This is a genomic window from Bordetella sp. 15P40C-2 (genome assembly GCF_009763235.1).
GTDB lineage: Bacteria > Pseudomonadota > Gammaproteobacteria > Burkholderiales > Burkholderiaceae_B > Bordetella_A.
This window is the reverse complement of sequence record NZ_WSJA01000012.1, coordinates 1-21,793: the sequence shown is the minus strand read 5'-3', so window position 1 is coordinate 21,793 and position 21,793 is coordinate 1. Positions and strand designations below refer to the sequence as shown.

23 protein-coding genes are annotated in these 21,793 nt (G+C 61.2%); 18 read left to right on the top strand and 5 right to left on the bottom strand.

Annotated elements, in window-relative coordinates; translation table 11 throughout:
• Nucleotides 1-15: 15 nt before the first annotated feature.
• Both phnN and GOQ25_RS04680 read right to left on the bottom strand, forming a co-directional pair.
• Nucleotides 16-627: a phosphonate metabolism protein/1,5-bisphosphokinase (PRPP-forming) PhnN gene (gene phnN / locus GOQ25_RS04685; RefSeq protein ID WP_160349293.1), complete on the bottom strand. Its 612-nt coding sequence runs from the start codon at nucleotides 625-627 to the stop codon at nucleotides 16-18.
• Between the two features lie 2 nt (nucleotides 628-629).
• On the bottom strand, nucleotides 630-1,367 hold the full coding sequence (locus GOQ25_RS04680; RefSeq protein ID WP_160349292.1) for a DUF1045 domain-containing protein: 738 nt from the start codon (nucleotides 1,365-1,367) through the stop codon (nucleotides 630-632).
• Nucleotides 1,368-1,561: 194 nt separating this feature from the next.
• Here GOQ25_RS04680 and phnG point away from each other — a divergent pair, with 194 nt between their 5' ends.
• The 16 genes from phnG (at nucleotide 1,562) to GOQ25_RS04600 (ending at nucleotide 16,831) form a co-directional block, all read left to right on the top strand.
• The gene (phnG, locus tag GOQ25_RS04675) at nucleotides 1,562-2,041 is read left to right on the top strand and encodes a phosphonate C-P lyase system protein PhnG (protein ID WP_160349408.1); all 480 of its coding nucleotides are present in this window, start codon (nucleotides 1,562-1,564) and stop codon (nucleotides 2,039-2,041) included.
• A gap of 1 nt (nucleotide 2,042) precedes the next feature.
• Entirely contained in the window at nucleotides 2,043-2,657 is a 615-nt protein-coding gene (phnH, locus tag GOQ25_RS04670; RefSeq protein ID WP_160349291.1) for a phosphonate C-P lyase system protein PhnH, read from the top strand.
• 1 nt (nucleotide 2,658) lies between these two features.
• Nucleotides 2,659-3,786, top strand: coding sequence for a carbon-phosphorus lyase complex subunit PhnI (locus tag GOQ25_RS04665; protein ID WP_160349290.1), 1,128 nt, complete (start codon nucleotides 2,659-2,661; stop codon nucleotides 3,784-3,786).
• Nucleotides 3,783-4,676, top strand: a complete 894-nt coding sequence (locus GOQ25_RS04660) for an alpha-D-ribose 1-methylphosphonate 5-phosphate C-P-lyase PhnJ (RefSeq protein ID WP_160349289.1) — start codon at nucleotides 3,783-3,785, stop codon at nucleotides 4,674-4,676. Before GOQ25_RS04665 ends, GOQ25_RS04660 begins: the two co-directional genes overlap by 4 nt.
• A complete protein-coding gene (gene phnK, locus GOQ25_RS04655) occupies nucleotides 4,673-5,449 on the top strand; it encodes a phosphonate C-P lyase system protein PhnK (RefSeq protein ID WP_160349288.1) in 777 nt (258 codons plus the stop codon). The genes GOQ25_RS04660 and phnK overlap by 4 nt, the downstream gene beginning before the upstream one ends.
• An 84-nt stretch (nucleotides 5,450-5,533) precedes the next feature.
• Complete coding sequence (phnL, locus tag GOQ25_RS04650; RefSeq protein ID WP_160349407.1) at nucleotides 5,534-6,250, top strand: phosphonate C-P lyase system protein PhnL; 717 nt, start codon at nucleotides 5,534-5,536, stop codon at nucleotides 6,248-6,250.
• 3 nt (nucleotides 6,251-6,253) lie between these two features.
• A complete protein-coding gene (locus GOQ25_RS04645; RefSeq protein WP_160349287.1) occupies nucleotides 6,254-7,441 on the top strand; it encodes an alpha-D-ribose 1-methylphosphonate 5-triphosphate diphosphatase in 1,188 nt (395 codons plus the stop codon).
• Between the two features lie 120 nt (nucleotides 7,442-7,561).
• Complete coding sequence (gene fba / locus GOQ25_RS04640) at nucleotides 7,562-8,626, top strand: class II fructose-bisphosphate aldolase (RefSeq protein WP_160349286.1); 1,065 nt, start codon at nucleotides 7,562-7,564, stop codon at nucleotides 8,624-8,626.
• An 88-nt stretch (nucleotides 8,627-8,714) separates the two neighbouring features.
• Entirely contained in the window at nucleotides 8,715-9,596 is an 882-nt protein-coding gene (locus tag GOQ25_RS04635) for a phosphoribosylaminoimidazolesuccinocarboxamide synthase (RefSeq protein ID WP_160349285.1), read from the top strand.
• 264 nt (nucleotides 9,597-9,860) lie between these two features.
• Nucleotides 9,861-10,382, top strand: a complete 522-nt coding sequence (purE, locus tag GOQ25_RS04630) for a 5-(carboxyamino)imidazole ribonucleotide mutase (RefSeq protein ID WP_160349284.1) — start codon at nucleotides 9,861-9,863, stop codon at nucleotides 10,380-10,382.
• Nucleotides 10,383-10,417: 35 nt separating this feature from the next.
• Nucleotides 10,418-11,611 (top strand): 5-(carboxyamino)imidazole ribonucleotide synthase, encoded by a 1,194-nt coding sequence (locus GOQ25_RS04625; protein ID WP_160349283.1) that lies wholly within the window; start codon nucleotides 10,418-10,420, stop codon nucleotides 11,609-11,611.
• Between the two features lie 5 nt (nucleotides 11,612-11,616).
• Entirely contained in the window at nucleotides 11,617-12,678 is a 1,062-nt protein-coding gene (locus tag GOQ25_RS04620; RefSeq protein ID WP_160349282.1) for an L-threonylcarbamoyladenylate synthase, read from the top strand.
• 43 nt (nucleotides 12,679-12,721) lie between these two features.
• On the top strand, nucleotides 12,722-13,630 hold the full coding sequence (locus tag GOQ25_RS04615) for a LysR family transcriptional regulator (RefSeq protein ID WP_160349281.1): 909 nt from the start codon (nucleotides 12,722-12,724) through the stop codon (nucleotides 13,628-13,630).
• A 131-nt stretch (nucleotides 13,631-13,761) separates the two neighbouring features.
• Complete coding sequence (locus GOQ25_RS04610; RefSeq protein WP_160349280.1) at nucleotides 13,762-14,868, top strand: isocitrate/isopropylmalate dehydrogenase family protein; 1,107 nt, start codon at nucleotides 13,762-13,764, stop codon at nucleotides 14,866-14,868.
• Nucleotides 14,861-15,790, top strand: coding sequence for a ketopantoate reductase family protein (locus GOQ25_RS04605; protein ID WP_160349279.1), 930 nt, complete (start codon nucleotides 14,861-14,863; stop codon nucleotides 15,788-15,790). The genes GOQ25_RS04610 and GOQ25_RS04605 overlap by 8 nt, the downstream gene beginning before the upstream one ends.
• A gap of 63 nt (nucleotides 15,791-15,853) precedes the next feature.
• Nucleotides 15,854-16,831 (top strand): tripartite tricarboxylate transporter substrate binding protein, encoded by a 978-nt coding sequence (locus tag GOQ25_RS04600; RefSeq protein ID WP_160349278.1) that lies wholly within the window; start codon nucleotides 15,854-15,856, stop codon nucleotides 16,829-16,831.
• A 206-nt stretch (nucleotides 16,832-17,037) separates the two neighbouring features.
• On the opposite strand, the gene GOQ25_RS04595 is transcribed toward GOQ25_RS04600, so the two are convergent.
• Complete coding sequence (locus GOQ25_RS04595) at nucleotides 17,038-17,532, bottom strand: hypothetical protein (protein WP_160349406.1); 495 nt, start codon at nucleotides 17,530-17,532, stop codon at nucleotides 17,038-17,040.
• A gap of 249 nt (nucleotides 17,533-17,781) precedes the next feature.
• Between GOQ25_RS04595 and GOQ25_RS04590 the strand changes: the two genes are divergently transcribed.
• Nucleotides 17,782-18,228, top strand: coding sequence for a MaoC family dehydratase (locus GOQ25_RS04590; protein ID WP_160349277.1), 447 nt, complete (start codon nucleotides 17,782-17,784; stop codon nucleotides 18,226-18,228).
• A gap of 130 nt (nucleotides 18,229-18,358) precedes the next feature.
• On the top strand, nucleotides 18,359-19,441 hold the full coding sequence (locus tag GOQ25_RS04585) for an ankyrin repeat domain-containing protein (protein WP_160349276.1): 1,083 nt from the start codon (nucleotides 18,359-18,361) through the stop codon (nucleotides 19,439-19,441).
• Nucleotides 19,442-19,565: 124 nt separating this feature from the next.
• Here the strand turns inward: GOQ25_RS04585 and GOQ25_RS04580 are convergent, their stop codons facing one another.
• Together GOQ25_RS04580 and GOQ25_RS04575 are read right to left on the bottom strand one after the other, a co-directional pair.
• Nucleotides 19,566-20,759, bottom strand: a complete 1,194-nt coding sequence (locus tag GOQ25_RS04580; protein WP_160349275.1) for an acyl-CoA dehydrogenase — start codon at nucleotides 20,757-20,759, stop codon at nucleotides 19,566-19,568.
• Nucleotides 20,760-20,829: 70 nt separating this feature from the next.
• Nucleotides 20,830-21,793, bottom strand: a 964-nt coding sequence (locus GOQ25_RS04575; protein ID WP_236844488.1) for a thiamine pyrophosphate-dependent enzyme, incomplete at its 5' end; no start/stop codon positions are given.

The window sequence follows — 21,793 nt, the reverse complement described above, 5'->3', positions numbered from 1 at the left end:
GCAAAACGTTTTCGCTCAGGCGGCGATCACGTGACGGACGGCCGCCAGCAGACGTTCCGCGGCCTCTTGTGGCGAGCCCTCATTCGCCAGCCGGCTGATCCGGCAGCCCTCGGGCACTTGATACGAATGGGTCGCCTGCCGCAGACGCGCGGCGATCTGTTCGGGGTTTTCGCGCGCGCGTTGTGCGAGGCGCGAGGCGAGTATTTCTGGGCTCGCGGTGATCTCGATGGCGTTGAGGTCGGGGTAGCGCGCGTGCGCGACCGGCAAATGACGGCGAGATCCGTTGACGATCACCAAGGCTTCGCTTGCCAGCCACGCATCGATTTCAATGCCTATGCCGTAGTGCAGTCCATGGCTTTGCCAATGCAGGGCGAAACAGCCTAGCTCCATACGGCGTTGAAACTCCGAGGGAGTGAGCGCGACAGACGATTCATCGTTGCTGCTGGCACGCGTGATGTAGCGATGCGCGGCCAGCACGGGTTCTTCGGGTTGCAGCATGCTGCGCATCAGACGCAGCAGCGTATCTTTGCCGCTACCGGATGGACCCATGAGGTAAATCAGACGCTTGCCGAGAGCGGCCTGTGAACGCACTGGCGTATGCGCCACGGCGAAATCGGAAACCGCCATTTCTAAACGTCCTCCATAAAACGCGCGCCCGCGCCGTCGCTGATCGACCCATCGAATCCATAGTGCCGGGCGACGATGAAATCGGCCCCGGGTTCAGGTTCCACATAGACACTGATCGCGTTGACCCGCATGGGTGTGTGCAAGGTGGAACCGCCTAGTGCGGCTAATTGCGTCTGCGCTGAGTGCATCGACCTGTCGTCCAGGGGATCGGTAAGCGTGATGTGAAAGGTAAACGTATCGAAGACGTACGGATATCCCCAGCGCTCCAGCATCTGGCGTTGTTGGGGGTTGAGCGTCAGGCGATCGCGTCGGGTCAGTTCATTGGCATCGGCTGGCGCACGGAAGTCATCCAGCTCGGCGACCACGGTTTGCGCCAGTGCGTTGACGCGACAACGACCTCGCGCATCGGCGCAGCACCATGCGAGAAAGCCGCGCAAAGCTTGAAGTTGCAAAGGCAGGCCAAAGGGTGCTTGTCGTCGTGCGAGCGCTCTGACAGCACTGTCTAGCGCGGCCGGTGTTTGATCCTCGCGCAGCCGGAAAGGGGGCTTGAGCGTGGCATGCAAGCCATAGCGGCGCGGCGTGCGTGTCCAACTGTCGATGCGAGGGTCGGCTTCAACCATGCGAGAAAGGACTGTGCCGGTTTCTTCGCAACGGCCGAGCCATCGGCGCCCCAGGTCCCGCCATGCTCCCGTTGGAGCCAAATAGACGGCATAGCGATATGCGGATAGAGGTGTATTCATGTGCGCCACCATATCGCTGTCGTATGACAGCGGGATGTCCGAATGACGGTTATGCCACGCACGGCACGGCATCGCTCTGAATCGATGTCATGAAAGCTTCACGTCGCGGTGATGTACTAAGCGCCGTTCGTCATTGTTCGGCACTCATCATCACCGCGATGATGCAAGCCGACTTCACAGAGGAAGCACCTGTCATGCATCCGTCGACCGGCCACACCGCCGTTTCCGATCCATCGCACACCGCGCGCGCATCCTGGATGCGCGTGCTCGCCCTGGCTGATTCCCACGCGCTGAACCACGCCATGCAGTCCCTGGGGGCTTTGCCCACGCATCACACATTGCGCGCGCCGGAGGCGGGCATGGTGATGGTGCGGGCCCGCGCGGGCGGGACGGGGGCGCAATTCAATCTTGGCGAGATGAGCGTGACGCGCTGCGCGATCAAGCTCGAGGACGACACCATGGGTGTGGCCTACGTACAAGGACGAGGGCAACGGCATGCCGAACAGGCCGCCGTATTGGATGCGTTGTTGCAGCGCGCGGATTGGCATGATCGTGTACGGGCGCTGGTCGTCGAACCGCTGGCGCGCGCGCATCAAGATCGCCAGATTCATCGTGGCCGTCTGGCCGCACAAACCCAGGTGGAGTTCTTCACCATGGTTCGAGGAGAGGATTGATATGTTGAGCACTCAGACCTCGGTGGCGCCGCCGCCCGTGGCGGGTTTTGTCGATACCGTGGCGCAGTCACAGCAGACCTTTCGGTCGGCGTTGCAGGCGCTGGCTTATCCCGGGCGCGTTGTCGATATCGCTTCGCCACCCGCTGTGCCGCCGGGCCTCTCGCTCGCGATGGCGGCGCTATTGTTGACCTTGGCCGACGCCGATACCCCGGTCTGGCTGCCTGCTGGCATCAGCGAGTCGGTACATCAGTATCTGCGTTTTCATTGCGGCTGCCCGCTGGTCAGCGAACCGTTACAAGCGCGCTTCGTCGCGGTGCCCTCTGGGTATGAGATGCCCGAGTTGGCACATTGCTATCCCGGCGTTGCAGCCTATCCGGATACCTCCGCAACCGTGCTACTGGATGTCGAGTCGTTCAGCGCGACAGATGGGGCGATGGTCTCGCTTAAAGGGCCTGGGATCGAGAGCTGTCAGCGTCTTGCCGTACGCGGGCTTCCCGTTGATTTTTGGGATCAATGGCAAGACAACCGGCGTCTGTTTCCCATGGGCGTGGATATTTTCCTGACCCAAGGCGACTGTCTATGCGGCCTGCCGCGAACCGTCAGCGTGGAGGCTTGATATGTACGTTGCCGTAAAAGGGGGTGAACGGGCGATCCTCAACTCCTACCGTCTGCTCGATGCCTATCGTCGGGGCGATACTGATGTGCCCGAACTCAGCGTGACGCAGATTCAGGAGCAAATGCCCTTGGCTGTCTCGCGTGTGATGTCGGAGGGCGCACTCTACGACCCCGAGCTGGCTGCATTGGCCATCAAACAGGCCGCAGGCGATTTAATAGAAGCCGTGTTTTTGCTGCGCGCCTATCGCACGACGTTGCCCAGATTTGGCTACTCGCAAGCGATAGACACGGCACGCATGTGCTTGTCTCGTCGGATCTCTTCGACATTCAAGGATGTGCCGGGTGGGCAGATCCTTGGGCCCACTTATGACTATACGCAGCGACTGTTGGACTTCACGCTGCTTGCCAACGGCAACGAGACATCCGCCAGCGCGTTGCCGCCGGCCACTCAGCCCGTGGCGGCTTCGATGCCCAGGGTCACGGATCTACTGCAGCACGAAGCGCTGATCGATCAAGAGTCTCGACCAGTGAACGACGCGGAACCTTTTGATCTGACCCGACAGCCGCTGAGCTTTCCCGCCGGGCGCGATGCCCGTTTGCAAAATCTGGCGCGCGCCGACGAAGGTTTCCTGCTGTCCATGGGCTATTCCACACAGCGTGGCTATGGCAACACGCATCCTTTCGCAGCCGAGATTCGCTATGGATCCCTTGAAGTGGAGCTCTTTGTCGAAGAACTCGGGTTTACGGTCACGATTAGCCAGATTGAAGTGACCGAATGCCAGATGGTCAGTCAGTTCAGCGGCAATCATCAAGAGGCGCCAAAGTTCACACGGGGGTATGGATTGACGTTTGGCTATGGCGAGCGCAAAGCCATGTCCATGGCACTGATGGACCGTGCGCTCAAAGCGGCTGACTTGGGCGAGGCGGCCGACTCACCCGCTAACGATCACGAATTCGTGCTCTATCACAGCGATAACGTCGAAGCGTCTGGGTTCGTGCAGCACTTGAAACTGCCGCACTACGTGGACTTCCAGGCCAACCTCGAATTGCTGCGCCGATTGCGCGCCGAGCATACCTCGGCGCAGGCATCGGCCACGCCCAACGTTCTAGTCGATGAGGTTTCAACATGAACACTGTCAGCACGCCGGTGGCGCGCGATCCCCATTACAACTTCGCCTATCTGGATGAATCGACCAAGCGCATGCTGCGCCGGGCGCTGTTGAAGGCGGTGGCGATCCCCGGCTATCAAGTGCCCTTTGGCAGTCGTGAAATGCCGCTGCCCTATGGTTGGGGCACAGGTGGCATTCAGGTCACAGCCGCGATCATAGGCGCGGATGATGTGTTGAAAGTCATTGACCAAGGGTCCGACGACACGACGAACGCCATCAACATACGACGCTTTTTTGGTCGTGTGACGGGCGTGCGCACCACTGAGTCCACCCGTGACGCCACGATTGTGCAGACGCGTCATCGGATTCCCGAAGCTCCGCTGCGCGAAGGGCAGATCATGGTGTATCAGGTGCCTATCCCCGAGCCGCTGCGTTGGCTCGAGCCCAGTGAGAGCGAGACGCGCACCATGCACGCGCTGGCGGAATACGGGGGCATGAATGTCAAGCTGTACGAGGATATCGCTCAGTACGGACACATCGCCACGACTTACGACTATCCCGTCATCGTCAATGGCCGCTACATGATGCGGCCGTCGCCCATCCCGAAGTTCGATAACCCCAAGCTGCACCGCAACCCGGCCTTGATGCTGTTTGGCGCCGGGCGGGAAAAGCGCGTGTACGCAGTGCCTCCCTACACCGATGTGAAAAGCCTGGACTTCGAAGATCACCCGTTTGACGTCGGGCAATGGGATCAGTGTTGCGATCTTTGCGGCTCGACGCACAGCTTTTTGGACGAAATCATTCTTGACGATCGGGGCGCGCGTCGATTCGTATGTTCGGACACGGAGTATTGTGCGGGACGGCGTGCACAGGGGTATACCGGCGCGCAACAGGCGGAGGTCGCACGATGAACGCACAGCCTTTGCTTTCGGTTCGCGACATGACCTGCACCTGGGATGGGCTACATGGTTGCCACAACATCCATTTTGATCTGCATCCCGGCGAAGTGCTCTGCGTGGTAGGCGAATCCGGATCAGGCAAAAGCACCCTGCTGCAAGCCGTATCCTGGCAGGTGCAGCCCGAATCCGGCAGCGTCTGGTACGACACCCGCGAACGCGGTTTCGTGGATCTGGCGTCTCTGTCGGCCGCGCATCTGCGCATGCTGGCACGCACCGACTGGGGATTTGTGCGCCAGAATGCGCGCGACGGCCTGCGCATGCAAGTCAGCGCCGGCGCCAATATCGCAGAACGCCTCATGGCAGTAGGGCAACGCCACTACGGGGGATTGCGCGATACCGCGCGCAGCTGGCTCGAAAAAATGGAGATCGATGCGGCGCGATTGGATGATGCTCCGGGGGCTTTTTCCGGGGGTATGCAGCAGCGTCTGCAGATCGCAAGAAATCTGGTGACCGCGCCTCGCCTGGTCTATATGGACGAGCCTACCGCGTCGCTGGATGTCTCCGTGCAAGCTCGTTTACTCGACCTGTTGCGTCACCTGGTCGCCGATCTGAATTTGGCCGCCATCGTGGTTACGCATGATCTCGCCGTCGCGCGCCTGCTAGCGCATCGCACGCTGGTCATGCAACAGGGGCGCGTAGTCGAAAGCGGGCTCACCGACCAGATTCTGGATGATCCGCAGCACCCCTATACCCAATTGCTCGTGTCTTCGATTCTACAGAGCTGACTCATGACCGAATTCCTTTCCCTATCGAACGGGCCAGCCAATGCCATGGCCACCCCCGGCGAACGAACGCCATGCGCAATGCCGATGACCGCGGCGCGAACGCTGGTGCAAGTCGCGGGGCTGACCAAGATGTTCACCCTGCACAATCAAGGCGCAATCCAGCTTCCCGTATTGAATTCTGTCGACTTCCACGTGGAATCGGGCGAATGTCTGGTGCTGTCCGGCCCGTCTGGCACAGGCAAAAGCACCTTGTTGCGCTGCCTCTACGGCAACTACTTGGCCACTCGAGGCAGCATTCGTGTGCGCGATGGCGACCAGTGGTGCGACCTGACCACCGCGCCTGAACACCAGATATTGCGACTGCGCCGGCACGTCATTGGGTATGTGAGTCAGTTCTTACGCGTCATCCCGCGCGTCACGACTTTGGACATCGTGGCCGAGCCTTTGCGCGATCGTGGCGTGGACGCCGATACGGCCAGGGACGAAGCCGCCGTTTTGCTTCGCCGATTGAATGTGCCTGCCCGTCTGTGGGATTTGCCACCCGCGACGTTTTCCGGGGGGGAACAACAGCGCGTGAATATTGCGCGCGGCTTAGTCGGCGGACACCCCGTTTTGTTGCTCGATGAACCCACAGCTTCATTGGACGCTGATAACCGCGCCGTCGTCGTTTCCCTCCTCCGCGAAGCGGTCGCTGCTGGCCGCTGCCTGATCGGCATCTTTCACGATGAGGCGGTTCGAGACGCGGTCGCGACCCGCGTTCTGCCCATACAGCCCGCCATCGCCGCACCCAACCTGGATTAAGCCATGTCTTCCTTGTATCTGACTCATGCCCGTATCGTTCTGCCCGACAGCGTGCTCGAAGACAGCGCGTTGCTGATCGAAGACGGCTTTATCAAAGCCATCGAGCCGCAAACCGTGCGCGGCGCGACGATGCTCGATATGCGCGGACAGACCCTGTTGCCGGGCCTGATCGATGTGCACTGCGACGCCATCGAGAAAGAGGCCGAACCCCGCTCGAAAGTCCTGTTTCCGCTGGATTTCGCGGTGGCGCAAGTCGACCGCCGCAATGCGGCAGCGGGGATCATGACCCCCTACCATGCGCTGTCTTTTTCCAACAGCGAATGGGGCGTGCGCAATAACGAGACAGCGGCCCGCGTTGTGCGGGCGATACGCGCCTTTCGCGGCCAGGGCCTGGTGGACAACCGCGTGCATTGCCGCTACGAAATTACCGACGCCGCGGCGTTGCCAGTGCTGGAGCGTCTCCTGGAGGAGGGCGCCGTCGATCTGTTGTCTGTCATGGATCATTCTCCCGGGCAGGGGCAGTTCAAATCGCTGGAATCCTATGTGCAGTACATGATGGGCAACCACGCGTACAGCCGCGATGAGGCCGAACAAGTGGCGCGCGAGAAATTGCAATCGCGTGACGGGGCAGCGGAGCGCGTCAAGGTTCTGCTGGCGCACGCGCAGGGCCGGGGCGTGCCGACCGCCAGCCATGACGACGATACCGTGCAGCGCGTGGTCGCCATGCGCAGTCTGGGCGTATCAATGAGCGAATTTCCCATCAACCTGGATACCGCCAAAGCCGCCGTCTCTTGCGGCCTGCCCACGATCCTGGGCGCGCCCAATATCTTGCGCGGCCAGAGCCAGAGCGGCTCCATGCGGGCGATCGATGCGGTCCGCGCTGGCGTAGCCGGCATTCTGTGCTCGGATTATCAGCCTTCGACCCTCATTGCCGCGGCCTTTCTGGTCGCCGCGCACACCGACCTGACACTGCCGCAGGCGGTCGCCCTGGTTACGGCCAATCCAGCCGACGCCTGCAGACTCAACGATCGTGGCCGGGTGGCGGTCGGGTTGCGCGCCGATCTGGTGGCTGTGACGCTGCTACGGGATCTGCCGATGGTGACGCACGCCTGGTCAGCCGGGCGGCTGGTGTTTTCCTCGCACTACCGTGTGCCGGTGCGCCAAATGGCCCCGGAGCTGGTCCCGGCCTGACAATTTTCCAGATTTGACACCTCCAGTGACACGCGGTCTGCCGTGGACGACGCAATCCCAGCTAAAATCCCGGTATTCCGCAAGGCTTCCCACTTATTTTTATCACTCAGGAGGACCACAATGGCCCTAGTCTCCATGCGCCAGCTGCTCGATCACGCTGCTGAGCACGGTTATGGCATTCCCGCTTTCAACGTCAATAACCTGGAACAAGTTCAGGCCATTATGGAAGCGGCTGCCGAGACCGACAGCCCGGTGATCATGCAGGCTTCCGCCGGCGCGCGTAAGTACGCGGGTGAAGGCTTCCTGAAGTACCTGATCCAGGCCGCCGTGGAATCGTATCCGCACATCCCCGTGGTGATGCACCAGGATCACGGCCAGTCGCCCAAAATCTGTCAGGGTGCCATTGACCTGGGGTTCTCCAGCGTCATGATGGACGGTTCGTTGAAAGAAGACGGCAAAACCATCGCCGACTACGACTACAACGTTGACGTGACCAAGCAGGTCGTCGATATGGCGCACAAGCTGGGCGTGACGGTCGAAGGCGAACTGGGCTGCCTGGGCTCGCTCGAAACCATGATGGGCGACAAGGAAGACGGCCACGGCGCCGAGGGCACCATGACCCGCGAACAGCTGCTGACCGACCCCGAGCAAGCCGCCGATTTCGTGCGCAAGACGCAACTGGACGCGCTGGCCATCGCCATCGGTACCAGCCACGGCGCCTACAAGTTCACCCGCAAGCCCACCGGCGACATCCTGTCGATCGCTCGCATCAAGGAGATCCACAAGCGCCTGCCGAACACCCACTTGGTGATGCACGGCAGCTCCAGCGTGCCGCAAGAGCTGCTGGCCGAGATCCGTGAATTTGGCGGCGACATGAAGGAAACCTACGGCGTGCCGGTCGAGGAAATCCAAGAAGCCATCAAATACGGTGTGCGCAAGGTCAATATCGATACCGATATCCGCCTGGCCATGACCGGCGCGATCCGTCGCTTCTTTGCCGAGAACCCCAGCAAGTTCGATCCGCGCGAATACCTCAAGCCCGCCCGCGCCGCCGCCAAGGCGATCTGCGTGCAGCGTTACACGCAGTTCGGCACCGCCGGCAACGCCAGCAAGATCAAGGCCAAGCCCTTGACCGAGATGGCCGAGTTGTACGCGGCAGGCAAGTTGGCGCAGGTCGTACAATAAGCCCGTAGCTGTTCGTCGCAGACGCCGCCCAGCTGGGCGGCGTCTGCGTTTACAGTAATCTATGCTTCTTTCGCCATAGGCCCGATCCGTGACTTCCGCTTTGCACCAATCCAGCATCAAATCCCTGCCGCTCCTGGGTCGCGGCAAGGTCCGCGATATGTACGCCGTGGGCGACGACAAACTGTTGATCGTTGCTTCCGACCGTATTTCGGCGTTCGATGTGATTCTCGACGACCCGATTCCCGGAAAGGGCCAGGTTCTGACCGAGCTGACCGACTTCTGGCTCGGCAAGCTCGCGCATATCCTGCCGAACCATTCGACCGGTGTGAAACCGGAGGACGTGGTGGCCGCCGATGAGCTGGACCAGGTGCGTGGTCGTGCGGTGGTGGTCAAGCGTCTGAAGCCGATCCTGGTCGAGGCCGTGGCGCGCGGTTACCTGATCGGCTCCGGCTGGAAAGACTACCAAGCCACGGGCGCGGTGTGCGGCATCAAGCTGCCGGCAGGTTTGCAGCAGGCCAGCAAGCTGCCCGAGCCCATCTTCACGCCCGCCGCCAAGGCTGAGTTTGGCCTGCATGACGAGAACGTCGACTTCGCGCACGTGGTCAACGAAGTTGGCCAGGAAATGGCCGAACGTATCCGTGATGTCACGCTGCGCTTGTACACCGAGGCCGCCGAGTTCGCCGCGACCAAGGGCATCATCATCGCCGACACGAAGTTCGAATTCGGTCTGGATGAGGATGGCACGCTGCACCTGATGGACGAAGTGCTCACGCCGGATTCGTCGCGTTTCTGGCCGGCCGACGGCTATCGTGAAGGCATCAGCCCCCCGTCGTTCGACAAGCAGTTCGTGCGCGACTGGCTGGAAACCCAACCCTGGGACAAGACCCCGCCCGCACCGCGCCTGCCGCAGGACGTGATGGAAAAAACCGCCGCGAAATACCGCGAGGCGCTGGATCGTCTGGTGGCCTGACGGGGCAGTGGAGGGCGGCTGACGTTCCTTCCGTTTGAACGCACAAAAACAGGGCTGCGCGCCCTGTTTTTATTGGTGGCGGTCAGAGGGTGAAAAAATCTCTGACTGGCTGCTGCGCACGCACACGGCATGCCGCACTATGGCGTCCCTCGGCCGAGGTTTATTGCCGGCGCGCATGGTCGCTCCGCATTGGCGGGTAAAATACGCGGTTTCCCGCCGCATCGCGCTTTCGCGCGGCATCTTCTGGCTCTGCCACTTTCAGCTATGACGACGACTTCTTCTGCCTCCGCACCCGCGACGCCTGTGGTGGGCGTGATCATGGGTTCCTCCAGTGATTGGGACATCATGAAAAACGCCGTGGACATGCTCGAGGCTTTTGGCGTGCCTCATGAAACGCGCGTGATTTCCGCGCACCGCATGCCCGAGGATATGGCGCAGTACGGCGCGGCCGCGCGATCGCGTGGCCTGCGCGGCATTATCGCTGGCGCCGGCGGCGCGGCACACTTGCCCGGCATGATGGCGGCACTGACCGAAGTGCCCGTGTTCGGCGTACCCGTGCCGTCGCGCTATCTGCGCGGCGAGGATTCCCTCTTGTCCATCGTGCAGATGCCTAAAGGCGTTCCGGTTGCCACCTTCGCCATCGGCGAAGCGGGCGCTGCCAACGCGGCTTTGCACCTGATCGCGACCCTGGCAACCACCGATGATGAGCTGCATCGCAAACTGGTCGCCTTCCGCGCCCGCCAGACCGAGGCCGCCCGTAACATGGTGGTTCCACCTCAGCCCTGACCTTGCCACTGCCCGTATCTGGGCGAGCTACGTGTATGACGACTTCTACTGAAACTTTTTCGATTGCTCCCGGTGACTGGCTGGGAATGCTGGGTGGCGGCCAACTCGGACGCATGTTCTGCCATGCGGCGCAAGCCATGGGTTACCGCGTCGTGGTGCTGGACCCGGCCGCTGACGGCCCGGCCGCTGTCGTGGCGGATCGCCATATTCAGGCCGCCTATGACGATCCCGAGGGGCTGGCTGAACTGGCGCGCTCGTGCCGCGCGGTGACCACCGAGTTCGAGAATGTGCCGGCCGACAGCCTGCGTGCGCTAGCCGCCGCTGGCTGCCGCGTGAGCCCCAAGGGCGATGCGGTAGCAGTCGTGCAGGATCGTATCGCCGAAAAAACCTTTATCGCCTCGCAGGGCATCCGGGTCGCTCCGCATGCCGCGATCCGTGCCGAGCAAGATCTGATCGACGCGCCGGACAGCCTGTTCCCCGGTATCTTGAAGGTTGCTCGTCTGGGCTATGACGGCAAAGGCCAAGCGCGCGTTGCCAGTCGTGCCGAGGCACAAGCCGCATTCGCTCAGTTCGAAGGCGTGCCGTGCGTGCTCGAAGCCCTGATGCCGCTGGACTACGAAATCTCCGTGGTGCTGGCACGTGGTTTCGATGGCCAGGACGTGGTGTTCCCGGTGGCGCGTAACCTGCATCGTGACGGCATCCTGGCGGTTTCTACCGTGGCTGCCGTGGACCACGATCCCGCTCATCTGCAACGTCAGGCGCAGGCGACCGAGGCCGCCCGCGCTATCGCGCAGGGTCTGGGTTACCACGGCGTGCTCTGTGTGGAATTCTTTGTCCTGACCGACGGTAGCCTCGTCGTCAATGAAATCGCGCCGCGTCCGCATAACAGCGGTCACTACACGATCGATGCCTGCGTGAGCAGCCAGTTCGAACAACAAGCCCGTGTCATGGCCGGCTTGCCGCTGGGTAGCACTGATCTGCTGGCGCCGGCGGTCATGCTCAATATCCTGGGCGATATCTGGTTCGAACCCGGCTCGAACACGCCGCGCGAGCCCAACTGGGCCGCTGCGCTGGCCGTACCGAATGCAAAGCTGCATTTGTACGCCAAGCACGAAGCCCGCCGCGCACGCAAGATGGGCCATATCACCGTGGTCGGCGCGACGCTGGAACAGGCGCGCGCCGATGCGGCTCGCGTGGCCGCAGCGCTGGGTATGGTTGCTCCCGAGTAAACACGATGACGACACCCGCCACGCCCCTATCTGGTGACGCGCATATTACCGATAACGAATCGGTGATCGAGGCAGCGGCTGCGCGTCTGCTGGCGGGTGAACTCATTGCATTTCCGACCGAAACCGTCTATGGGCTCGGCGCGGACGCAGATAACGCCGACGCCGTGGCGCGTATTTATGCAGCCAAGGGACGCCCCGCCAACCACCCGGTGATTGTGCATGTCGCGCCCGGCGCGGACCTGCATTATTGGGCGAGCGAGGTGCCGCCGCATGCGCTGCGGCTGATCGATGCTTTCTGGCCGGGTCCGCTCACGCTGATCCTGCCGCGTAGGCCTGGGCGGGGCGAAGCCGTCAGCGGAGGGCAAGACAGCATAGGGCTGCGTTGCCCGTCTCACCCCGTCGCGCAGGCGCTGTTGCGTGCCTTCGCTGCCGGTAAACCCGGCGGCCACGGTGGCGTTGCCGCGCCTTCGGCGAACAAATTCGGACAAGTGTCGCCTACGCATGCCGACCATGTGCGTAGCGAGTTTCCCGACGAAGTGGCACGGGGCATGCCGGTTCTCGATGGCGGCCCCTCGGAGGTTGGCATTGAGTCCACGATTCTGGACTTGTCCCGCCTGTCGCAAGGGCTGGGACCGGTGCTGCTGCGTCCAGGGCATATCACGCCCGCGCAGATCGAGGCCGTGCTTGGCGAACCTGTTGGCTCGCCAGACGCGGCCGCGCCACGTGCATCGGGCACCTTAAAAGCGCACTACGCGCCGCATACGCCGCTAGAGCTGGTGTCCGAGCAACGCCTCAATGACCTGATCCAGGGTGTGGATCTGCCTCAGGGCCACATCGCCATCGTGGCTTTCGACGCAGCGCCCGACCAGCTGGACCCGCGAGTGGACTGGCATACGGTGGGCAATGACGCGGCGCGCTATGCCCGATCGCTCTATGCCATGCTGCGTGATCTGGACCGCCGCGGTTACGCACGCATTTTGGTGCAAGCGCCGCCCACTGACGCGGCCTGGCGCGCGGTGAATGATCGGATTGGCCGCGCGGCGGCGGCGTTTTCGTCAGCCACATAGAACGTAATCCGAAGCAGATTGTGCGCCCCGGGGGAGTCGGTGCATGAAGCTTGACCCAACGTCATTGAGACTGTTCATCGCAGTGGTCGAGGAGGGCAGCATTGCCCAGGCAGCGCGCAGAGAGCATCTGGTCGCCGCCGCCGTCAGTAAGCGGGTGGCCGAGCTGGAAGCGATCTTGCGGGCGCCTTTGTTAAAGCGCAGCCATCGCGGCGTGGTTCCCACCGAGGCGGGCCTGACCTTGCTAAGACTCGCGCGGCACGTGGTGCATACCCTGGAAGACACCTACGCGCAAATGGTCGATTATGCGGTCGGGGTGCGCGGTCAGGTTCGGGTATTTGCGAACATCTCCGCGATCACGCAGTTTTTGCCCGAAGATCTGGCCACGTTCAGCCGCTTGCACCCTCAGGTCCAGATCGCGCTCGAGGAGCGTAACAGCGCGGATATTCTCAAGGCCGTGGCGCAAAACGAGGCCGATGTGGGCATCTACACTGCCTTGGCGCATAACGAAGACGTTGAAACGCTGGACTATGAGCATGACGACCTTGTGCTTGTCGTCCGCAAAGACCATCCGCTGGCCCGGCGTAGCAACGTCAAATTCGATGAGCTGCTGGATTGGGATTTGGTCGGATTGAGAGAAGGCAGCGCCATAAACAAGGCGCTGGAAGAAGGTGCCGCCCGACTGGGCAAGTCGTTGCGAATCAAAGTGCACGTCACCGGCTACGATGCGTTGTGCCTGATGGTCGGAGCAGGAATGGGTATTGCTGTCGCCCCGCGACACTGCGCGCGGTTCTATGCCGCTGAATTGAATCTGCTCGAAGTTGCGCTTGACGATCCCTGGTCGCGTCGCAAGCTGAGCATATGCGTGCGTGCTCTGGCCAGCTTGCCGCCGGTGGCCAGACTGCTGGTGGATCATCTTCAGGATTGCTCCGCAGCCAGGAGAGGTTCGCTCTAGGCCGCCTGGCCGATACGTGGAGGCCATCACGTTTGGTGATGCCCCCTCGAACGAAGTATTGCTTTTCAGATTCCTGTGCGGATCCGATGATTTCGATGGGCCACACAAGGGGTGTGGCATCGGAGAATCGGATGAGCAAGACAAGCTACAAGATCGTGCTGTTGCCGGGAGACGGTATTGGCCCCGAAGTGACCCACGCGGCCGTCAAGGTCCTGGATCGCGCATCGGCGCTGCATGGCATTAAGCTGGACTACACGACCTATCGCGCCGGCGCGGATTACTATCGCGAGACCGGCAAATCGATGGATGAAACCGAGATGGCGGCCCTGGCCGATGCGCACGCCATTCTGCTCGGTGCCATGGGGCTGCCGAGCATTCGCAAACCCGACGGTACCGAGATCGCCCCGCAGATCGATATCCGTGAAAAATATGGCTTGGTGGCGAGCCTGCGCCCCTGCAAGTATTTCCCCGGCGTGCCGTCACGCATACAAGCCGACAAGGTCGACATGCTGGTGATCCGCGAGCTGACCGAAGGCTTGTTCGCCGGTCGGCATGATCCGATACCCGAGAGTAACGAGTCGATGAGCGACCGGCTCGTGATCACGCGACAAGGGTGCGAGAAATTATTCAAAGTCGCCTTTGAGCAGGCCCGATTCCGTCGCAAGACCTACGGCACGCCTGGACATGTGACCCTATTGGATAAGGCGAATGTGCTGCGTAGCAATGCCTTCATGCGCAAGGTATTCGATGAAGTGGCGCAACGTTATCCGGATGTGCAGACGGATCGCATCTACATCGATGCGGGCTCGATGATGTTCGTCACGCAACCCGAGCGGTTCGATGTGGTCGTGACCGAAAACGTGTTCGGCGATATCACCTCCGAGATAGGCGCGGGCGTGGTCGGTGGCCTCGGCGTGGCGCCCTCGGCCGATGTGAATGACGAGATGGCGGTGTTCCAGCCTAGCCATGGCACGGCTCCCGACATTGCGGGTCAAGGCCTCGCGAATCCGGTCGCGATGATCCTGTCAGCGGTGATGATGCTGGACTGGCTTTCCGGCAAACATGATGACGTGCGCTGCGCGCAGGCGGCCGCATCGTTGCGCGAGGCGGTGGCACAGGTGCTGAAATCGGGTCCTAAAACGCGTGACATCGGCGGACAGGCCTCGACGGAGGAAGTCACGGCCGCCATCGTAGAACAACTCGGCGCTGCCTCGAATCAAGGAGCTCAACATGGCTAAAGTCGCGATCGTAGGGTGTGGCGCAATGGGCTCGGTCTACGCCGGGCTCATGGTAGATGCGGGTCATGAGGTCTACGCGGTGACCTTGTGGGAAGACCATGTCAAGGCGATGAACGAAAACGGCTTGCGCGTGGAGGGCGCGAGCGGCGACCGCACGGTAAAGATCAAGGCAAGCACGACCACGGAGGGCATAGGTGTCTGCGACCTGGTCATCATCGCCACGAAGTCTTTCGACGTGGAGTCGGCGGCTATGGCGAGCCGGTCTTTGGTGGGGCCCGAGACGGTCATCCAGACGATACAAAACGGGCTCGGATCGCCAGAAATCGCGGCATCGATTTTGCCCAAGGACCGTATCGCCGTGGGTGTCGTGGGAGGCTTTGGCGCGTCGATCAAGGCTTCGGGTCACGCCCATCACAACGGCATGGAGATGATTCGCTTTGGCGCTTACGCGGGCCTGCCACGGCAAGACCTTGAGCGTTCAGCCGATGTCTGGCGTACCTCTGGCTTTGAAGTGAAACTGTTTGATGACGTCAATCAGATGGTCTGGGAAAAGCTCATCATGAATGTCGCGTTTTCAGGCACCACCTGCGCGACGGGACTGACGATCGGACAGGTCATGGCGAATGCGGATGCCTGGCGCATCGCCGAGGCGTGTTCCCGCGAGGCCATCGCCGTGGCGCGCGCCATGAATATTCGCCTGGACGTGGGCCATGATCCCATCGAGCATGTGAAGGCGCTGGGAAGCAAGATCCCCAACGCGCGTCCGTCCATGCTGCTCGATCACCTCGCGCATCGCAAATCCGAGATCGACGCGATTAACGGCTATATCCCCGTGCTGGGCGCCAGGGTCGGTGTCCCCACGCCTACCAACGAAACGCTGGTCGCCATTATCCGGGCGCGAGAAAGCGGTTTTGCTGCTTAAACATACGAAGTGAATAAGAAGGGCCAAATTTATTTGGCCTTTTGCTATTAACAAGGAGACAGTATGTTCAAATTTAAGAAGACCCTCACGGCGGCATTCGCCGTTCTCGCTATCAGCGTAGTCGGCTCATCCGCTGCCGCCACTTATCCCGATAAGCCGATACGTATCGTCGTGGGCTTCGCGCCGGGCGGCTTTACCGATGTCGCGGCTCGTCTCGTGGCAGAGGGTTTGCAAAAGGAGCTGGGGCAGCCCGTCATTGTCGAAAACCGGCCTGGCGCCACGGGCACGATAGGCGCCGACGCCGTGGCCAGAGCCGCCCCGGATGGATATACCTTGCTCCTCGCCCACCAAAACTCCAACGCCGTGGCACCAGCGATGTACCCAAAGCTGTCCTATGACGTGGTCAAGGACTTCACGCCCATCGCGCGCGTCGCGAGCACTGCCTTGTTATTGGTCGTGGGTCCCGCGATCAAGGCGCAAACGGTGGAAGAACTCGTGCAAGTCGCCAAGCAACAACCCGGCGGATTACGGCATGGCTCTTCCGGTGTGGGCAGCTCGCAGCATTTTGGCGCCGCGATGTTCTCGCAAGCCGTAGGCGTGCCGATGCTACACGTTCCCTATAAGGGCAGCGCGCAGGCAGTCACCGATCTCTTGTCTGGTCAGATCGACATCAATTTCGATTCCCCGCCTCCGACGCTTAGCTTTATCCAAGCTGGCAAGCTTCGCGCGCTGGCCATCACGAGCGATGAGCGTTCGCCCTTGCTGCCTGACGTTCCCACGATGGCGGAAGTCGGCGTGCCCGGCTTCGAATTCACGCAGTGGTTCGGACTGGTGGGACCGGCCGGGCTGCCCGATAACATCGTCCAGACGCTTAACAAGGCTTTGAATGCAGCGTTGACCACGCCAGAAGTGCGTGAAAAGCTGATTTCGCTGGGCGCGACTCCGCTGGGAGGGACGTCGGAACAGTTCGCCACGGTGATCAAAAACGACACCAAAAGGTTTGCCGAGCTGGTCAAACAACTGAATATCTCTGTGGAGTAGCTGCTACGGTTTGTCCCGAGTGGGCTGTGCGCGGCGCTGGCGCGGTTGTCGGCACCGAGGCGGGTGGCATTGCGAGCAGCCCATACTGGTCGCACCCATAAAGGGAGCTAGAGGCGACGGGCATGGCTAGATCGATATCGACTAGGCTCGGACATTGGCGTCTGGCTTGTTGCAGACGCCCGGGCTGCCAAGGCAGCGTCCGACCGTCAGCGCGGCTTGCGAAAGCCACCGGCCGCCCATTCCGAAGCGCTCTGGACATTGAGTTTGTACGTAGGGGGGACCTGAACCTGCGCCAGTTGTTCTCCCAATTCGTCGTAAGCGCTGAGCACCGCATAGGGCTCGTATTCGTCCGGCACGATATCCAGCTTGACGGTGAGCCGGCCGTCCGCCGCGTCGATTTTCACACTCTTGTGCAGCGAGGCGTGTAGCTGTTGCTCGTGACGGCGCAGCACTTCGGTGGCGGTCTTTACCAGTGTGAAAAAAGCGGGCGGGTCCAGCGGCTTCGGATTTTTCTTGTCACGTCCCATCGTCCAGGGGCCCACCAGTGCGGGCTCGCTTTGCCCGTCTTGGATCATTTCGACCGCCCAGCCATCGTCGTCCTCGTTTTTGATCACGCGGGCGGTCCAGCCGTCATCGCACCAGAGCCGTGGCTCGTGGATCTTGCGGTCTTCCTCGACGTCATGTTGCGTTGTCGCTTTCAATTCTTTCACTGCTGGTTTCTCCAGGCGCCACTAGGTTTAGGCACCGTCCCCCATCATACCTACAGTGCAATTGAGGATAGAGTCGTCTATCCTAGCTGCATAGATTGAGTCGGGGGACAGTTTGGGGCAAGCGGCTGCGGTCTAGCACTCTATGCCGGTTTTGCCGAGTCGTCGTAGCTCAGTGCGGGCGCGCCATTTGCCGTACTTTACCGTCCAGCGCGCATTGGCTGGTTTTATGAAGGACCGATCATGAAGTTCGCAGAATTCAAGGAAGGCATGGTGATCAAAGGCGGACCGGTCACCGTTACCGAAGAGGAAATTCTCACGTTTGCCCGCCAATACGATCCTCAGTGGTTCCATACCGATCCCGAAAGGGCAACGCAGGGCCGGTGGGGCGGGCTGATTGCCAGTGGCTGGCACACCTGTGCGCTGGCCATGCGGATGGCGGTCGATTCGATGCTGCATGATTCCGAATCGTTTGGCTCGCCCGGTCTAGGCGCAGTGCGCTGGCGGGTGCCCGTACGGCCGGCCGACACTTTGCGGCTGGACGCACGTGTGCAGGGCGTGCGGCGGTCCACTTCGCGCCACAATTTGGGCATCATCACCTGGAGCTGGAATGTCTTGAATCAGCACGACGAAATCGTGCTGGAACTTGATGCAACCAGTTTGTTTGAATTGAATTCGGTGACGGAATAGGCGGTATCTGCAGCGAAGATTCGACTGGGGGGATTAAAGGGGGAACGTAGGACTACCCGGCGTTGCTTCGTGGCTGAGGGCTGAAGGGCCTCGGGTCAATGGAACTCAGAGGAGACGGATTGGTACTGGTATGGATCGCCATCCATTTCCCAGAGCTACCATGACCATTATTTCTGCGGGTACGCAACTTCTGTATTACACCTGGAATTACTTATCCGGCAATCTGGCCGAGTCTCGCAAACAGTTATTTCCAGCACTCAACGACGCCGACGCCATCCGGCGCCTCGCCGCCGAACGGCCCGGCTTTGATTTCAGCATCTGGGACGAGGAAGGACGATCGGCCTATCATGTGGCGGTATTGAACAATAATGCCGATGTGATCAGGGCACTCAAAGAAGTCGCTCCGTACCTCGATATCAATAGGATTGACGCCGAGGGGATCACTGCATTAATGCGGGCCATACAAAGCGCGGACGTCGAGGTGATCAACGCCTTGATCGATGCCAAGGCCAACGTTGACGCTCCTGTTTACTCTCAAACCCCCTTGTTTCACGCAATCACCAGGGGCCGTCTTGATGCCGTCACGGCCCTGTTGGGGGCCGGCGCGAAGCCGGATACTAAATGCGCCTACGGCAGGACTGCGCTTATGGAAGCCGGCTGGAACGGCTATACCCATATCGCGCGAGCGCTGCTCGACCACGGGGCTGATGTCAATGCGCGCGATGACATGGGGATGACCGCATTGGCCTACGCATGCAGTCCCAGACATACTGAGACATTTATCCTGCTGTTAGACCGAGGGGCAGATATCGAAATCGCGGACAACGCTGGCCATACGGTCCTGATGGAGGCGGCGTCGGAAAATGCACTGGAAATCGTGATGCAACTGATCGCACGCGGCGTCGATGTGAATCGCGAGAGCGATGGGCGGCGTGCCCTCATGGCGGCAGTCGAGGAGCAGCATGTCGAGATTGCCGCCGCGCTTTGTGAGAATGGCGCGGAAGTGAACTTCGCGCGAGGAGATGGCATGACCCCCTTAATGGTGGCCGGCCGTCGCGGAAATATCGGGTTGTTGGCATTGCTCATGACGCGGCCCGTGGACGTATATGCCACGGACAACGACGGGCGCGACTTTTGGGCTCACGTGGCGGAATCGGAGCGAGCCGAGGAGGTCATCGCCTGGTTGCGCACGCAAAAGAGTAACGCGGGGTAATGCCACCAACCACGCTGGCTGAAATAATTAAAAGCCCTCCGCTCAAAAAAGCGGAGGGCTTTATGCTGGATGAATCACTGAGCAGGCAGTGAATTCATCCGAATGCCATGACAGACGACTACGATTAGCAGAACGCCTGAAGGCCCGTTTGTGCACGACCCAGAATCAGGGCGTGAACATCATGGGTGCCTTCGTAGGTGTTGACGACTTCGAGGTTGACCAGGTGACGGGCCACGCCGAATTCGTCGGAGATGCCGTTGCCGCCCAGCATGTCACGCGCCAGTCGCGCGATGTCCAGCGCCTTGCCGCAGGAGTTGCGCTTCATGATCGAGGTGATTTCGACGGCGGCGGTGCCTTCGTCCTTCATGCGGCCCAGACGCAGGCAGCCTTGCAGGCCGAGCGTGATCTCGGTTTGCATGTCGGCCAGCTTCTTCTGGATCAGCTGATTGGCAGCCAGCGGGCGGCCGAACTGCTTGCGATCCAGGGTGTATTGGCGGGCGGTATGCCAGCAGGCTTCCGCGGCGCCCAGGGCACCCCAGGCGATACCGTAGCGAGCCGAGTTCAGGCAGGTGAAGGGACCGCGCAGGCCGGACACGCCCGGCATCATTTGGTCGACGGACACTTCGACTTCGTCCATCACGATTTCGCCGGTGATCGAGGCACGCAGACCCACCTTGCCGTGGATCGCGGGGGCGGACAGACCCTTCATGCCTTTTTCGAGGATGAAGCCGCGGATCTTGCCGTCGAACTCACCGCCCACGGCCTTGGCCCACACCACGAACACGTCAGCGATCGGCGAGTTGGTGATCCACATCTTGTTGCCGGTCAGCTTGTAGCTGTCGCCGGTGAACACGGCGCGGGTTTCCATGCCGTTGGGATCGGAACCATGGTTCGGCTCGGTCAAGCCAAAGCAGCCGATCCATTCGCCAGCGGCCAGCTTGGGCAGGTATTTCTGCTTTTGGGCTTCGCTGCCGAATTCATTGATCGGCACCATCACCAGCGACGATTGCACGCTCATCATCGAACGATAGCCCGAGTCCACGCGCTCGACTTCGCGGGCGATCAGACCGTAGCTGACGTAGTTCAGGCCAGCGCCGCCGTATTCGGTCGGGATGGTCACGCCGAGCAGGCCGAGTTCGCCCATTTCAGCGAAGATCGCCGGGTCGGTCTTTTCGTGACGGAAGGCTTCGAGCACGCGCGGAGCCAGCTTGTCTTGCGCATAGGCCAGGGCGGCGTCGCGCACCATGCGCTCTTCGTCGGTCAGTTGCTGATCCAGCAACAGAGGGTCTTGCCAGTGAAAAGAAGGATTCGAGGACATAAGGGTCTCCGGTATGTAGCGCGATACGGAATTCGTAAGCTGGGTTAATACGTCAATGCGAAGACGACGTTCAGGCTTTCGCCTTGAGCGCGGCGTCGCGAATATTGTCCAAAGTGGTCGAAGGCGTAATCGTTTGCGGATCGATCAGGCAGTGCAGTATCGCCGGCTTGCCGCTGGCGACTGCGCGTTCGAACGCTGGCCCGAATTGTTCGGTCGTCTCGACACGCTCGCCATAGCCGCCAAAGGCCTGCGCATAGGCGGCGAAATCGGGGTTCTTCAACTGCGTTGCGGAGATGCGGCCTGGATAATGCTTTTCCTGGTGCATGCGGATCGTGCCATACATGCCGTTGTCGATCAGAACGACGATGATGGGCAGGTCGTACTGAACCGCCGTTGCGAACTCCTGACCGTGCATCATGAAGCAACCATCGCCAGCGAAGCACACCACGGTCTTTTCAGGCTGTACGCGCTTGGCGCCGACTGCCGCCGGCAAGCCATAGCCCATCGAGCCCGAGGTTGGGGCCAATTGCGTGCCATAGCGGGTAAAGCGGTGGAAGCGATGCAGCCAGGTGGCATAGTTGCCCGCGCCGTTGGTCATGATCGCGTCGGCCGGCAACGCCTTTTCCAGATACGCCATCACGCCGCCGAGTTGCAGCTGACCCGGGGTTTGAATCGTCGTCGGATCGCTCCAACGCAGATACGATTCGCGCGCGGCGGGCGTATCGGCGGCCCAGGCGGGCTGCGACGGGCCTTTCACATTGGCCAATGCCTCGGCGAACGAGGCCGGCGAGGTATTGATCGCCAGCGTCGGGCGATAGACGCGGCCCAGCTCGGCGCTGTCGGGGTGGACGTGCACCAGTTTCTGACGCGGCACGGGAATGTCGAGCAGGGTGTAGGCTTGGCTCGGGTTCTCCGACATACGGCCGCCGACGAGCAAAACCAGATCCGCATCGGCCACGCGCTTGAGCAGCGCGGGATTGATGCCCAGGCCCACGTCACCGATAAAGCAGGGGTGATCGGCCGGGAACAGCATC

Coding starts and splice junctions, on each gene's coding strand:
- phnN (WP_160349293.1), bottom strand. CDS start 627: ATGGCGGTTTCCGATTTCGCCGTGGCGCATACGCCAGTGCGTTCACAG.
- GOQ25_RS04680 (WP_160349292.1), bottom strand. CDS start 1,367: ATGAATACACCTCTATCCGCATATCGCTATGCCGTCTATTTGGCTCCA.
- phnG (WP_160349408.1), top strand. CDS start 1,562: ATGCATCCGTCGACCGGCCACACCGCCGTTTCCGATCCATCGCACACC.
- phnH (WP_160349291.1), top strand. CDS start 2,043: ATGTTGAGCACTCAGACCTCGGTGGCGCCGCCGCCCGTGGCGGGTTTT.
- GOQ25_RS04665 (WP_160349290.1), top strand. CDS start 2,659: ATGTACGTTGCCGTAAAAGGGGGTGAACGGGCGATCCTCAACTCCTAC.
- GOQ25_RS04660 (WP_160349289.1), top strand. CDS start 3,783: ATGAACACTGTCAGCACGCCGGTGGCGCGCGATCCCCATTACAACTTC.
- phnK (WP_160349288.1), top strand. CDS start 4,673: ATGAACGCACAGCCTTTGCTTTCGGTTCGCGACATGACCTGCACCTGG.
- phnL (WP_160349407.1), top strand. CDS start 5,534: ATGACCGCGGCGCGAACGCTGGTGCAAGTCGCGGGGCTGACCAAGATG.
- GOQ25_RS04645 (WP_160349287.1), top strand. CDS start 6,254: ATGTCTTCCTTGTATCTGACTCATGCCCGTATCGTTCTGCCCGACAGC.
- fba (WP_160349286.1), top strand. CDS start 7,562: ATGGCCCTAGTCTCCATGCGCCAGCTGCTCGATCACGCTGCTGAGCAC.
- purE (WP_160349284.1), top strand. CDS start 9,861: ATGACGACGACTTCTTCTGCCTCCGCACCCGCGACGCCTGTGGTGGGC.
- GOQ25_RS04625 (WP_160349283.1), top strand. CDS start 10,418: ATGACGACTTCTACTGAAACTTTTTCGATTGCTCCCGGTGACTGGCTG.
- GOQ25_RS04620 (WP_160349282.1), top strand. CDS start 11,617: ATGACGACACCCGCCACGCCCCTATCTGGTGACGCGCATATTACCGAT.
- GOQ25_RS04615 (WP_160349281.1), top strand. CDS start 12,722: ATGAAGCTTGACCCAACGTCATTGAGACTGTTCATCGCAGTGGTCGAG.
- GOQ25_RS04610 (WP_160349280.1), top strand. CDS start 13,762: ATGAGCAAGACAAGCTACAAGATCGTGCTGTTGCCGGGAGACGGTATT.
- GOQ25_RS04605 (WP_160349279.1), top strand. CDS start 14,861: ATGGCTAAAGTCGCGATCGTAGGGTGTGGCGCAATGGGCTCGGTCTAC.
- GOQ25_RS04600 (WP_160349278.1), top strand. CDS start 15,854: ATGTTCAAATTTAAGAAGACCCTCACGGCGGCATTCGCCGTTCTCGCT.
- GOQ25_RS04590 (WP_160349277.1), top strand. CDS start 17,782: ATGAAGTTCGCAGAATTCAAGGAAGGCATGGTGATCAAAGGCGGACCG.
- GOQ25_RS04585 (WP_160349276.1), top strand. CDS start 18,359: ATGGATCGCCATCCATTTCCCAGAGCTACCATGACCATTATTTCTGCG.
- GOQ25_RS04580 (WP_160349275.1), bottom strand. CDS start 20,759: ATGTCCTCGAATCCTTCTTTTCACTGGCAAGACCCTCTGTTGCTGGAT.